The sequence below is a fragment of the Actinospineispora eucalypti genome (genome assembly GCF_039543365.1).
In the GTDB taxonomy this organism is placed as follows: Bacteria; Actinomycetota; Actinomycetes; order Mycobacteriales; family Pseudonocardiaceae; genus Pseudonocardia; species Pseudonocardia eucalypti.
This window is the reverse complement of record NZ_BAABJP010000030.1, coordinates 223,265-236,450: the sequence shown is the minus strand read 5'-3', so window position 1 is coordinate 236,450 and position 13,186 is coordinate 223,265. Positions and strand designations below refer to the sequence as shown.

The following is a 13,186-nucleotide window of genomic DNA, read 5'->3' as shown; positions in this document are numbered from 1 at the left end:
GCCGGTGAAGAGTGCGCCTTTCGACTACCTGCGTGCGCGGGACGTGCCCGAGGTGGTGGCGGCGCTGGCCGGGGCGGACGGCGAGGGGAAGATCCTCGCCGGCGGGCAGAGCCTGGTGCCGGTGCTGGCGCTGCGCATGGCCCGGCCGGTGGTGCTGGTGGACATCAACCACGTGGCCGGGCTCTCCGGTGTCGTCCGGGAGGAAAACTCGGTCCGGGTCGGCGCGCTGACCCGGCACAGTGAGCTGACCCGACAGACGCAACACCCGCTGCTCGCCGAGGCCGCCCGGTGGATCGGGCACACCGCGATCCGCACCCGGGGCACCGCCGGCGGCAGCATCGCGCACGCCGACCCCTCGGCCGAGCTGCCGGCCGTCGCCGTGGCCACCGGGGCGTCGGTCGCGGTGGCCGGCCCTTCCGGTGATCGATGCGTGGCCGCCGAGGAGCTGTTCGCCGGCCCGCTGATGACCACCTTGGCCGAGGAAGAGATCATCACGGCCGTCACCTTCCCCCGGCCCACGCGCTGGGGGTTCGCCGAGTTCGCCCGCCGGCACGGGGACTTCGCGCTGGTCACCGCCGTGGTGGCCGAGGTGGGCGGCGAGGTGCGGATCGCCCTCGGCGGGGTCGGCGCGGTACCGGTGCGGGCGTCGGCCGCCGAGGCTTCCCTGGCGGTCGGTGGTGGCGTCACCGGCGCCGTGGACGCGCTGGCCGGCGAGCTGCACCCCACCGCCGACCTGCACGGTTCGACCGAGTACCGGCGGGCGGTGGCGGTGGAGATGGTCCGCCGGGCGCTGGCCGACGCGGGCATCAACTGAGGGAGGCGCCGATGGACGTCGGGTTCACCGTGAACGGCGAGCCGGTGCGGCTGGACGTGGAGCCCCGGCACACCCTGGCCGACGCGTTGCGCGAGGAGTGCGGGCTCACCGGCACCCACCTGGGCTGCGAGCACGGCGTGTGCGGCGCGTGCACGGTGCTGGTGGACGGCGAGCCGGCGCGTGCCTGCCTGATGTTCGCGGTGCAGGCCGAGGGGTGCGCGGTGACCACCGTGGAGGGCCTGGCCGGCCCGGGGGGCACCCCGCACCCGCTGCAGGAGGCGTTCGTGGCCCACCACGGGCTGCAGTGCGGCTTCTGCACGCCCGGCATGCTGATGACCGCGGTGCACCTGCTGGAGACGACCCCCCAGCCGAGCCGGGCGGAGATCCGCGCCGAGCTGTCCGGGAACATCTGCCGGTGTACCGGCTACGTCGGCATCGTGGACGCCGTCGAAGCCGCCGCGCGCGGGGCCGCCTCCAGCACCGAGTGATACACGTGCCGCCCCTCGGGCAGCGCGGTGATCGCGACCGTGGTGAAGCCGGCGTCGGCCAGCAGTGCCCGGTGCTCGTCCTCGGTACGCAACCGGCCGCCGAGGTTGACCATGGTGTTCACGTCGTCCAGGTAGGTGGCCGCCGGCGTGGGCGCGCCGACCCGGGCGGGCAGGATCTCCTCGATGACCAGCAACCTCCCGTGGTCGGGCACCACCCGCCGGACGTTGCGCAGCAGCGTCCGGACGTCGCCGTCCTCGTGCAGGTTGAAGATGGCGCTCTTGATCAGGTATAGGTCGCCGCCCTCGGGCACGTCCACGAGGAAGTCGCCCGTGCGGACCTCGCAGCGGTCCGCCACGCCCGCCCGGGCCAGTGCTCCGGGCGTGTTCTCGATCCCCTCGGGCCGGTCGAAGACGATTCCGCGTTGGGCCGGGTGCGCCGCCAGGACGGCGGCCACCAGCGTCCCACTCCCGCCGGCGACGTCGACGACGGTGGAGAACCGGGCGAAGTCGTAACTCCGCAGGACGGCCTCGGCCGCGCTCCGGGTGTCCTCGATCATGATCTGGTGGATCAGGTCCCACAGCCCGGAGCGGTTCGCGGGGTCCTCGTCGTACCCGGTGTGGCTGAAGTAGTCGGTGCCGACGACCTCGTCGAACGCCCGCTTGCCGGTGCGCACGCTGTGCTCCAGCTCGGGCCAGGCCCGCCACATCGTCTGGTCGAGCATGATCTGGGCGTGCCGCCACAGCGAGCCGGGCACCCCGGGACGCAGCAGCTGCCCCCGGGGCGTGAGCCGGAACCGGTCCGGCTCGACCTCGCTCAGCACGTCGATGGCCGCGAGCGCCCGCAACGTCCGGGTGAGCGACGGCCGGTGGGTCTGGGTGGCCGCCGCCAGCTCCGCGCCGGTCATGGCCGAGTCGCCGAGCCGGTCGGGGATGTCCAGCCGCAGTGCCGCCTTGATCAGGAAGGCCGGCATGTAGCCGCCGATCAGATCGAGCAGGTTGTGGGCGCGATCGCATGGGCGGGCGGGGTGTCCGGGCGACGGCTCCCCAGCCGCTCCGGGCACCCCGCTCCCGCGTATTCCGGTTGTCGCGGATCTCAGTTGTAGAGCACGAACGGGCCGGTGTGCGCCATCACCCGCGCGATGTTCTTCGCGTTGATGACCAGGCCCTTCTTGTTCGGGTCGAGCAGGCCGCCGGTGAGCCGGTTCTGGACGGTGTAGGTCGGGTTGACCCAGTTGCCGGCATTGAACGCGGTCAGCGAGGCCTCCCGGCCCTTGTAGGGACCGGGGTCCGGCACCTTCTGGTCGGTCACCGCGCGCATCGCGATCCGCATGAACTCGTGGTAGCCGGACATCTGCTCGCCCTGCACCGCCACCTCGGAGCCGGCCACCTTGGGGTCGTACTCGAAGTCGTGGTCCATCGAGGTGGTCACGATCATCATGCCGAGGTTGGGCATGTTGAACCAGTGCCGGCCGCGCCAGCCCCAGCCGTAGGTCATGTCGTTGGGCGCGCTGGCGATCAGCGGCTGGTCGATGCGCTCCTTGAAGCCGTTCAGCGCGACCGTGTTGTACCAGGGGGCGTTGTTGATCCAGGTCTGGTAGCCGAAGCCGGGGTTGGCGGTGGTGCCGGTCTTGGCCTCCTTCAGGAACTTCTCATCGATCAGCCGCTTGCCCTGGTAGACGCCGCCGTTCTGCAGCAGGGTGGCGAACCGGCCCATGTCCTTGGGCTTCACGTGCAGGCCGGCGAAGCCCTCGGTGCGGCCGGCCTGGTCGACCATCCAGAGATAATCGTCCCGGTCGATGCCGATCTTGTCGAACAGCTCGCGCTGGGCGAAGTCCTGGAAGTCCCGGTAGCCGTGCTTCTGGACCGCCTTCTCCATCATGGCGTTGACCGTGTTGGGGCCGTTCTGGCTGTAGGAGAAGTACGTGCCGGGCTGGTGCTCCATCGGGGCCGACGACCAGGCGGCGACGCGGTCGATGTCCGGGCCGGGGATCTCGTTCGCCCAGTTCATCTTCACGCCGCTGGTGTGCTGCATGAGCTGCTGCGCGGTGACGTGCTGGTGGCGCTCGTCGCCCACGCCGGGGAAGTACTTGCCGAACTCGTCGTCCACGTCGAAGTAGCCCATGGTCACCGCGCGGCCGATGACCGCCGTGGAGTAGCCCTTGGTCAGGCTCCACTGGTGCTGCGGGATGTTCTCGAAGACGCCGTTCAGCGGGCCGGTCCTCACCAGGCAGCCGAACCGGAACACGTACAGCGTGCGCTGGGCCTTGGCCAGGTGGAAGCCTGCCAGCTGGTCGAGCGCCTTCGGGTCCAGGCCCACCTGGTCCGGGGTGGCGGTCTGGAAGTCCTCGCCCTTGGCCGGGTCGGCGCAGTGCTTGAACTTGCCGGCGTCGGTCCGGCTGGTCTTCACGCCGCCGTTGGTGTCGCCGGTGAAGAAGGGCGAGTCGCCGTCGTCGGGATCGGCCGAGGCGAATACCGCCGGCAGCCCGACAAGGAGCAGCGCCGCCGAGGCGAGTACCACCAGTCCGCGCCGCAACAGTCGTCGTCGAATGTTCGGTCGTTGCACGTCCTGACCCACTTTCCGTCCTGAGCTAACTTGCGTTAGCTAGCCGGTCAACGACGGTCCGATCTGGACGGTTGTGGGCTGAATGGGTGAACCCCCCGAAAGGGTGACGCGGCGCACAGCCGGGCCTGACCTGCGGCGTCGTGGTCAACGCCGGCGGCGCAGCAGATCCATGAGCCATCCGCGCAGCGATCGGCGGGTCGCCGTCACCGGTCGGCCGCCGGCCTTCCGGTCCACCTCGGCGGCGAACCGCTGGAACATCCGCCGGCTCACGTCGCCGGCCAGCGCGCGGCCGAACTGGGCGATCCGCCCGGACAGGTACAGGTCCACCTCGGCCCGCAGCACCGTGCCGGACCCGTCGACTGGCGTGGTGCGGGGTTCGGGGTCCGGCGCCGTTCCGGCCGGCTCCGCGGCGAGGCGTATGTCGGCCATCGTGGCGCTGCCGCCGGTGTCCGTACCCTTGGCGAGCACCCGCAGACGGTGCCGTTTCGGGTCGCGCTCGAGCCGCCGTGCCATGCCGTCGAAGGTCAGCTTCACCGGTCCGAGAGCCACCGAGGCGCGGCCCCGGTAGCGGTCGTCCGGCAGTGACTCGGTCAGCTCGGCGCCGGGCAGGCATTCCGCCAGCCGGGCGAAGTCGTCCAGCACCCGCCACACCGCGTCTACCGGGGCGGACAGCCCCGCGCGCACCCGCACTCGGGCGGTCGGTGGCCCGCTCGGCGCGGCGGCCAGGTCGTCCGGGTACGGGCGCGGTGCCAGCGGCCCGGCCGGGTCGTGGCCCGGCTCGAGTGCCGTGCCCGAATCCGCGACTCGCTGTACCCGAATCCCCGACTCACCGTGCTCGAATCCCCGACTCGCGGAATTTGGCGCGCGGTGGCGCGCGGGTGGGGGGAGGCCGGACGGGTGGCGGGCGGCCACGTCGGCGATGGCGGCCAGGATGGCTCGGTAGCCCGTGCATCGGCAGAGGACGCCGGACATCTCGGTGGGGAGGTGGTCCGGGGGCAGGGCGGTGCCGGCGGGGTGGTTGGCCAGCAGGTCGTAGCCGCTGAGCAGCATGCCCGGGGTGCAGAAGCCGCACTGCAGGGCGTGGTGCGCGGCGAATGCCCGCTGCAGCGGGTGCTGCCGGTCGGGAGGGCCGAGGCCCTCCACGGTGACCACGTCGGCGCCCTCGCACTGCACCGCGAGCAGCAGACAGGCCCGGGCCGCTTCCCCGTCCACCAGCACCGTGCACATTCCGCACACACCGTGCTCGCAGCCGAGGTGGGTGCCGGTCAGGCCGGGGCGGCGGCGCAGGGCGTCGGCCAGGTGCATCCGGGGCGACACGGTGAGGGTGGTCGGTCTGCCGTTCACGGTCAGCGGCACGTCCACCTGTTCGTCGGCGGATACTCGCTCCCGGGGTTTCATCGGGCGCGCGCCCTTCGATGCGCGGCCGCCAGTTCGCGGGCGGCCAGCACGGCGAGCAACCGCCGCCGGTAGCCGGTGGAGGCGTGCGCGTCGCCCTGGGTGTCCACCATGTCGCGGGCCAGCTGGCTGGCATCGGCCGCCAGTTCCCGCGAGGAGCCGTCGGCCGAGCGGACCAGCTCGGTCACGTCCCGCACGACCGGGCGGTCGGAGATGCCGAAGCCGACCAGCCGCGCGTCCAGCACGTGGCCGCCGGAGGGGTCCACCGCCACGCGGGTGGCCACGCCGGCCAGCGCGAAGTCACCGTGCCGGCGGGCCACCTCGGCGAACCCGAACCCCTCGCCGGGCCGGGCCACCGGGAACTCCACCGCCACCAGCACCTCGTCCGGGCCGACCAGGGTGGTCATCGCGCCGGTGCAGAACTCCTCGGCGCGCACCCACCGGCGCCCGGCCGGCCCGGCGATCTCCAGGGTGGCGCCCAGGCAGCAGGCCACCGAGGGCAGCTCGGCGGCCGGGTCGGCGTGGGCCAGGCTGCCGCACACCGTGCCCCGGCTGCGCAGCTCCCGGTGGCCGACGAAGGGCAGCGCCAGGCCGAGCAGCGGCACCTCCCGCGCCGCCTCGGAATGCTCCACGGCGCGCTGCCGGACCGAGGCGCCCATCCGCAGCCGGCCGCCGGAGCGGGACATCGAGCCCAGCTCAGGGACGGCGGCGATGTCCACCAGCACGCTCGGCCGGCCCAGCCGCATGGCTAGCACCGGGATCAGCGACTGGCCACCGGCCAGCACCTTCGCCTCCGGCTCGGCGAGCGCTTCGAGGACGCCGGGCAGCGTGCCCGGCCGCACGTACCCGAACGGCGCCGGCTTCATCAGCGGCCGGTGAACTTGGCCGCGCGCTTCTCGGTGAACGCGGCGACGCCCTCGGCGAAGTCGTCGGTGGCGCGGAGCATCGCGTAGGCCTTCCGTTCCAGCTCGATGCCGGTGTAGAGCGGCCCGTCGGTGCCCTTGTCCAGCACCTCCTTGGCGGTGCGCTGGGCGGCGGGGGAGAAGTTGGCCAGCTTTGCCGCCAGCGCGTCCACGCCCTCGTTGAGCGCAGCCTGGTCGTCGTACAGCTCGGCGACCACGCCCCAGTCCAGCGCCTTCTCCGCCGGGATCCGGGTCGCGGTGAGCACGTGGTACTTGGCCCGGGACGGACCGATCAGCCGGGCCAGCCGCTGCGTGCCGCCGGACCCGGGGATCATGCCCAGGTTCATCTCCGGCAGGGCGAACCGGGCGTCCCGGGTGGCCACCCGGATGTCACAGGACAGCGCCAGCTCGCAGCCGACCCCGAAGCAGTAGCCGTGCACGGCGGCGATCACCGGCTTCGGGCTGCGTGCGGGCGCGGTGATGTTGTGCCCGAGGTCGGTGAAGTCGATCGGGTCCACCTCCATGAACCCCTGGATGTCCCCGCCGGAGGAGAAGTGCTGGCCGGCCGAACGGATCACCACCACCCGGACCTGGTCATCGCGGTCCAGCTCGGCGAACCGCTCCGCGACCACCCGGCGCATCTCCCAGGTGATCACGGTGTAGCGGCCGTGCGAGAGGGTCAGATAGCCCACCCGCCCGTCCGCGCTGTGTTCGAGCAGGACCTCTCCGCCGGTCAACGCCATGTTCTCGTCTCCTCCTCGGGGTGCAGCAGCCGGTACAGCACCTCGCCGTGCAGCGGTAGCGAGGTGATCTCGATCCCGGCCGGCGCCAGCGCGTCCGCGACCGCGTTGGCCAGCGCGACCGGGAAACTCATGGAGGACCCCTCGCCGCAGCCCTTAGCGCCCAGCGGGGTCAGCGGCGAGGGGCTGACCAGGTGGTCGGTGCGCAGCTCGTAGCTGGCCTCGGCGCTGCTCGGGCACAGGTAGTCCAGGAAGGTGCCGCACACCGGCTGGCCGCCCTCGGTGTAGCGGAACTCCTCGAACAGCGCGCCGCCCAGGGCGTGGGTGAGCGCGCCGAGCACCTGGCCGTCCAGCAGTTGCTGGTTGAGCACGGTGCCCGCGTCGTGCACCGAGGAGACCCGGTCCACGGTGATCTCCAGGGTGTCCGGGTCGATGCGCACCGCCGCGATCTCGGCCACGAAGCCGTAGCACAGCGAGGAGTTGATCCGGTCGTCCATGGTGGCCGCGCGGGCCTCGGGCGGGGCGAAGGCCGCGTCGGCGTAGAGCCGGGCCGGTGTCCCGGACGGGAGTGCCCCCGGGTCCCAGTGCACCAGGCCGGCGGCGTGTCGGAACTTCACCGCGCGCGCCGGATCGCGGCGCGACCGGACCAGCCCGTCGGCGAGCTCCAGCTCGTCGGCCGGCCGGTCCAGCAGCACCCCACCGGCCGCGCACAGCGTGTCGGCGATCTGGTCGGCGGCGCGGACCACGGCGCTGGTCACCAGCGGGGCGAACCGGGAGGAGTAGCTGCCCGTGGTCACGGTCCACGGGGTGGTCGCGGTGTCCATCTCCACCACCACCCGGACCTGCTCGGTGGGCAGCCCCAGCCGGCCGGCCGCCACCTGGCCGGCCACGGTGGCGTGCCCCTGCCCCTGCGGCAGCGACCCCAGCAGCACGGTGACCGCGCCGGAGGGGTCCACCGAGATCCGCGCGTGCTCGGTCGAGCCGGACTTGTCCCGGCCGGGTCTGCGCTGCTCGGAGGGGGTGGCCAGGCCGACGTAGCCGATGTTGGTGCCGGAGGGGTCGACGACCAGGCCGACGCCGATTCCGTAGTAGCCGCCGGCCGCCCGGACCGCCGACTGCCGGGCGCGCAGCTCGGCCAGGTCGGCGTTCTTCACCGCCAGATCCACGGCGGCGGCGTAGTCACCGGAGTCGTAGACGCCGCCGGTGGGGGTCTCGTAGGGGAAGCCGGTGACCAGGTTGCGCCGGCGCACCTCGAACACGTCCAGCCCGGTGGCCGCAGCGACCGCGTCCAGCAGCCGCTCCAGGCCGAAGTACAGCTGCTGCCCGCCGAAGCCCCGGTTCAGCCCGGTGGGCATCTGGTTGGTGACTACGGCCCTCGCCCGGATGCGCACCGCCGGGATGCGGTAGGGCCCGGTGATGTTGCCGTAGCAGCGGTACAGCGTGGACGGCTCGGGCGGGCGCAGGTAGGCGCCCACGTTGTCCACCAGGTCGGCGTCCAGCGCGGTGATCAGGCCGTCCGGGCCGACCGCCGCGCGGAACCGCATGGACCGGTCGGCGCCGGTGGAGCTGGCCAGCAGGTGCTCCATCCGGTCCTCGCTCCACCGGACCGGGGCCCCGGCGTGCCGGCTGGCCAGCGCCATCAGCACCACGTACGGGTAGATGCCGGCCTTGATGCCGAAGCTGCCGCCGATGTCCGGCGGAACGTGCAGCCGGACGGCGGCCACCGGCAGGCCCAGCGCGCCGGCCATCACCGGCAGCATGGTGAACGGGCCGTGGAAGTTCGCCCAGGCCTCCACCGAAGGCCCGTCGGCGCCGTCGGTCCAGTGGGCGATCACCGAGTAGCACTCCATGGGCACCGAGGAGTACCGGGGGAACTCGTACTCGCCGGTCACCACGTGCGCGGCCTCGGCGAGGCTTTCCTCCACCGGGCCGAACAGGAACTCCCGGTCGGTGGCCACATTCGAGTCGGCGTCCTCGTGCAGCAGCGGCGCGTCCGGGGCCAGGGCGGCGCGCGTGCCGACCACCGGCGGCAGCGGTTCGTACTCGAGGTCCACCAGCTCGGCCGCGTCCTCGGCGACGTACCGGTCGGTGGCCACCACCACCGCCACCGGTTCCCCGACGAACCGGGTCTTGTCCACGGCGGTGGGGTAGTAGGGCATCGGGGTGCCGGTGGAGAGCGGGAACGGGCGCAGGGCCCGGCGCACCTCTTCGGGGCCGATCACGGCGATCACCCCGGGGTGGGCGCGGGCCCGGCGCAGGTCCACCGCGCCGAGTCGGGCGTGCGGGTGCGGCGAGCGGGCCACGGCGGCGACCAGGGTGCCGGGCAGCGGGTCGAGGTCGTCCAGGAACCGGCCCCGGCCGGTGACCAGCGGGCCGTCCTCCACCCGGGCGGGCGTCCAGTCCTCAGGCACTCGCCTCACCCCGGGCCTCGTACTCGCCCATGACCAGTTGGCGGCGCAGCGTCTTGCCCACGCCCGAGCGGGGAACCTGGTCGATCGCGATGACCCGCTTGGGCCGCTGCAGGGAGGGCAGGGCCTCGCGGGCGAAGTCCAGCGCCCGCCGCGCGGCGTCCGGCGGCGGCAGTGGCCCGGCCGGAACGACGAACGCGGTGACCGCCTCGCCCCACCGTTCGTCCGGCAGGCCGACCACGCACACGTCGTCGATGTCCGGGCAGCGGGCCAGCGCGGCCTCGATCTCGTCCGGGTAGACGTTCTCGCCACCCGAATTGATCATGTCGTCGACCCGGCCGCGTACCCAGAGGTCGCCGTCCTCGTCGGAAACGGCCAGGTCACCGGTGTAGTACCAGCCGTCGCGAACCGACCGCTGGTTCGCGTCCGGCCGCCGCCAGTAGCCGCGGAACGCCTCGGGGCTGTCCAGCGAGACGGCCACCTGCCCCTGCTCGCCTTTTCGAACCGTGGCGTCCGGCGGCGCGCCCGGCTCCGGGGCGACCAGCCGCACCCGGGAGAACACCCCGGCCCGGCCGGCCGAACCCGGCTTTCGGTCCGCCTGCGGGCAGATGGTGAAGGTGTAGATCTCGGTGCTGCCGAAGTGGTTCACGAACACGCTCGGCGCGAGCTGGTCCACCAGCCGGGCCACCAGTGCCGGGGCCATCGGGGCGCCGGCGTAGGCCAGCCGGGTCAGCGTGCCAACGGCGGCGCCCAGCCCCTCGTCGCGGGTCAGCGACCAGAAGATGGTGGGCACCAGGTACAGCGAGCTGACCCGCTCGCCGAGGATCAGCGCCCGGGACTCGTCGGCGTCGAACCGGGCCTGGCCGACCCAGGTGCCGCCGATCAGGATGCTGGTCAACAGGGTGCGCAGGCCCATGGTGTGGAACAGGGGCATCACGCCCAGGGTGACCTCGCCGAACCGCTGGCGGGTCTGCAGCGCGTGGGCCACCGAGGCCATGTGCTCGGCGCGGTGGGTGCGCGGCACGCCCTTGGGGCGGCCGGTGGTTCCCGAGGTGTAGAGCATGACGCTCACCGCGTCCTCGCCGGGCGGCGGCCCGGGTGGCGAGTCCGGTTCCCGTTCGGCGGCGCGGTCCAGCTCGGCGGCCGTGCGTACCGGGGTGAGCCCGGCGGCCTCGGCCGCCCGCGCCGCGTGCGGCTCGTCGGTGACCAGCAGCGCGAGGTCGCCGTCGGTCACGCAGTAGCGCAGCTCGTCCGGCCCGAACCGGGTGGACAGCGGGACCGAGACCGCGCCCAGCTTCTGCGCGGCCAGGTGCAGGCTGGCCAGCGGCTCGCCGCCGAGCAGGGTGAAGCCGACCCGGTCACCGGGCCGCACGCCCGCTTTGGCCAGCGCGTGGGCCAGCCGGTTGGTGCGCCCGTCCCATTCCCGGTAGGTCAGGCGGCGGCCGGTGCCGGCCACTGCGGGTTGGTCGGGGTAACGCTCGGCCGTCCAGCTCAAAACGGTGCCCAGGTCCATCGCCCCACCCGTCTATCGTCTGTTTCAGACCGTACTAGTCGGATGGTGTGAACGGCAAGATGGGTTTGTGCGGCCCTCACTAGACTGCGTCAGGTGGGTGATATCCGGCTGTCGTCGACGTCGTACGTGGTGCTCGGGATGATCGCGCTGCGCGGTCCTTCCACGCCGTACGACCTGAAACGGGCGGTCGGCCGATCCGTCGGCTACTTCTGGCACTTCCCGCACGCGCAGCTCTACTCCGAGCCGGACCGCCTCGCCGAGCTCGGGCTGCTCGAGCTGGCGGTGGAGGACGGCGGGCGTCGCCGCAAGACCTACTCGCTCACCGAGGCCGGCCGGACGGCGCTGCGCGAGTGGCTGGCCGCGCCGACCAACGTGCACTTCCAGATGCGCGACATCGCCGAGCTGAAGCTGTTCTTCAACGAGGTGGGCGAGCCGGACGACGTGGTCAACCTGGCGCACGAGCAGATCAAGCAACACGAGGAGCGGATCGCTGTCTACGAGGAGATGGTGGCCAGGTTCGGCGCCATTGCCGAGGTCGGTCCCCGGATGATCACGCTCGAGCTGGGCCTGGAGATGGAGCACGCCGCGCTGCGCTTCTGGACCGCCCTGGCCAACGACGACCTGGACGGCCTGCGCGCGGCCCGCTCCGGCGGGGCACCGGTCGACGGATAGAGACCTCAGGTCCACCCGCGTACGGTCGAGGGGCGGAGCCACCGGCGTCGGGGAAGGACCGCGGATGGAACAGTTCCAGATGGTGATAGGCGGCAAGTCGGTTGACGCCGTCTCCGGGGCCACCTTCGAGTCGCGGAACCCGTACACCGGCCAGCCCTGGGCGGTGCTGCCGGACGGCGGGCCCGCGGACGTGGATGCCGCCGTCGCCGCCGCCCGTGCGGCACTGGACGGGGAGTGGGGCTCGATGACCGGGTTCGCCCGGGCCGCACTGCTCCGCCGGCTGGGCGACCTGGTGGGGGAGAACGCCGAGCGCCTGGCCCGGCTGGAGGTGAACGACTCCGGCAAGCTGTTCCGGGAGATGAGCGGCCAGCTCAACGCCCTCGGCGGCTGGTACCACTACTACGCCGGGCTGGCGGACAAGATCGAGGGCCGGCAGATCCCCTCGCCCAACCCGAACTACCTGGTCTACACCCGCCGCGAACCGGTCGGCGTGGTCGCCGCGATCACCCCCTGGAACTCGCCGCTGTTGCTGGCCACCTGGAAGCTCGCGCCCGCGCTGGCAGCCGGTTGCACCGCCGTGGTGAAGCCGTCCGAGCACGCACCGGTCTCCACCCTCGGGTTTGCCCAGCTGTTCGAGCGGGCCGGTTTCCCGCCCGGGGTGGTGAACGTGGTCACCGGCCTCTCCCGGGAGACCGGGGCGGCGCTAGCCGCGCACCCCGGGGTGGACAAGGTGGCGTTCACCGGGTCCACCGCCACCGGCCGCGCGGTGGCCAGGGCGGCCGCCGAGAACATCAACAAGGTGACCCTGGAGCTGGGTGGCAAGTCGCCGCAGGTGGTCTTCCCGGACGCCGACCTGGCCGCCGCCGCGAACGGCATCGTGGCCGGCGTGTTCGCCGCGACCGGGCAGACCTGCATGGCCGGCTCCCGGCTGGTCGTGCACGCCGACGTCCACGACGAGCTGGTCCGGCTGATCGCCGAGCGGGCCGCCCGGATCAAGCTGGGCGACCCCACCGCCGCCGACACCGAGATGGGGCCGGTGGCCAACGCCCCGCAGTACCGGAAGGTGCTCGGCTACCTGGAGACGGCCAAGTCGGAGGGCGCCACGGTGGCCTACGGCGGGGCCGCCGACAAGGCCCTCGGCGGGCTGTTCGTGCAGCCCACCGTGCTCACCGGGATCACGCCGGAGTCCACGGTCTACCGGGAGGAGGTGTTCGGGCCGGTGCTGGCCGCGCTCACCTTCACCGAGGAGGACGAGGCGGTCAAGCTGGCCAACGACACCCCGTACGGCCTGGCCGGCGCGGTGTGGACCAAGGACGTGCACCGCGCGCACCGGGTCGCCGCGAAGATCAGGGCCGGCAGCGTGTGGATCAACGCCTACCGGGTGGTGTCGCCGTCCGTGCCGTTCGGCGGCTTCAAGAACTCCGGCATCGGCCGGGAGAACGGCCTGCACGCCGTAGACGAGTACCTGGAGGAAAAGGCCATCTGGGTAGAACTAACCGGCGGCACCCGCGACCCCTTCACCCTCGGCTGATTCAGTGACTTCAGCACCCTGATTCAGTGACTTCAGCACGGTGATTCAGTGAGTTCAGCAGGGTGATTCAGTCGGATCGCGGGGTCGGCTTGGGGCGTCGGTAGGGAGGCGTCAGGAAGATCGCCCGTCTGTCCGAATGCGACTCGGCCGGCCCCGAACT

The 13,186-nt window shown here is 72.6% G+C and carries 11 protein-coding genes; 4 read left to right on the top strand and 7 right to left on the bottom strand.

What is annotated here, in order from left to right; genetic code table 11:
• The first annotated feature begins 4 nt into the window (after window positions 1-4).
• A complete protein-coding gene (locus ABEB12_RS26195) occupies window positions 5-814 on the top strand; it encodes an FAD binding domain-containing protein (protein WP_185062422.1) in 810 nt (269 codons plus the stop codon).
• A gap of 11 nt (window positions 815-825) precedes the next feature.
• Window positions 826-1,302 (top strand): 2Fe-2S iron-sulfur cluster-binding protein, encoded by a 477-nt coding sequence (locus ABEB12_RS26190; RefSeq protein WP_185062421.1) that lies wholly within the window; start codon window positions 826-828, stop codon window positions 1,300-1,302.
• Here ABEB12_RS26190 and ABEB12_RS26185 read toward each other — a convergent pair.
• From ABEB12_RS26185 to ABEB12_RS26155, 7 genes are all read right to left on the bottom strand, one after another.
• Window positions 1,239-2,363 (bottom strand): methyltransferase, encoded by a 1,125-nt coding sequence (locus ABEB12_RS26185; protein ID WP_185062420.1) that lies wholly within the window; start codon window positions 2,361-2,363, stop codon window positions 1,239-1,241. The two genes, ABEB12_RS26190 and ABEB12_RS26185, sit on opposite strands and share 64 nt — an antisense overlap.
• A 32-nt stretch (window positions 2,364-2,395) precedes the next feature.
• Window positions 2,396-3,835, bottom strand: coding sequence for a serine hydrolase (locus ABEB12_RS26180; protein WP_185062419.1), 1,440 nt, complete (start codon window positions 3,833-3,835; stop codon window positions 2,396-2,398).
• A 174-nt stretch (window positions 3,836-4,009) separates the two neighbouring features.
• On the bottom strand, window positions 4,010-5,263 hold the full coding sequence (locus ABEB12_RS26175; protein WP_185062418.1) for a 2Fe-2S iron-sulfur cluster-binding protein: 1,254 nt from the start codon (window positions 5,261-5,263) through the stop codon (window positions 4,010-4,012).
• Entirely contained in the window at window positions 5,260-6,126 is an 867-nt protein-coding gene (locus ABEB12_RS26170) for an FAD binding domain-containing protein (protein WP_185062417.1), read from the bottom strand. Before ABEB12_RS26170 ends, ABEB12_RS26175 begins: the two co-directional genes overlap by 4 nt.
• Window positions 6,126-6,905 (bottom strand): enoyl-CoA hydratase-related protein, encoded by a 780-nt coding sequence (locus ABEB12_RS26165; RefSeq protein WP_185062416.1) that lies wholly within the window; start codon window positions 6,903-6,905, stop codon window positions 6,126-6,128. The genes ABEB12_RS26170 and ABEB12_RS26165 overlap by 1 nt, the downstream gene beginning before the upstream one ends.
• A complete protein-coding gene (locus ABEB12_RS26160) occupies window positions 6,896-9,313 on the bottom strand; it encodes a xanthine dehydrogenase family protein molybdopterin-binding subunit (RefSeq protein WP_345703155.1) in 2,418 nt (805 codons plus the stop codon). Before ABEB12_RS26160 ends, ABEB12_RS26165 begins: the two co-directional genes overlap by 10 nt.
• Window positions 9,306-10,823, bottom strand: coding sequence for an AMP-binding protein (locus ABEB12_RS26155; protein ID WP_185062415.1), 1,518 nt, complete (start codon window positions 10,821-10,823; stop codon window positions 9,306-9,308). Before ABEB12_RS26155 ends, ABEB12_RS26160 begins: the two co-directional genes overlap by 8 nt.
• 93 nt (window positions 10,824-10,916) lie before the next feature.
• Here ABEB12_RS26155 and ABEB12_RS26150 point away from each other — a divergent pair, with 93 nt between their 5' ends.
• Both ABEB12_RS26150 and ABEB12_RS26145 read left to right on the top strand, forming a co-directional pair.
• Entirely contained in the window at window positions 10,917-11,495 is a 579-nt protein-coding gene (locus ABEB12_RS26150) for a PadR family transcriptional regulator (protein ID WP_425572275.1), read from the top strand.
• A gap of 64 nt (window positions 11,496-11,559) precedes the next feature.
• Window positions 11,560-13,026, top strand: coding sequence for an aldehyde dehydrogenase family protein (locus tag ABEB12_RS26145; protein ID WP_185062414.1), 1,467 nt, complete (start codon window positions 11,560-11,562; stop codon window positions 13,024-13,026).
• Window positions 13,027-13,186: the final 160 nt, after the last annotated feature.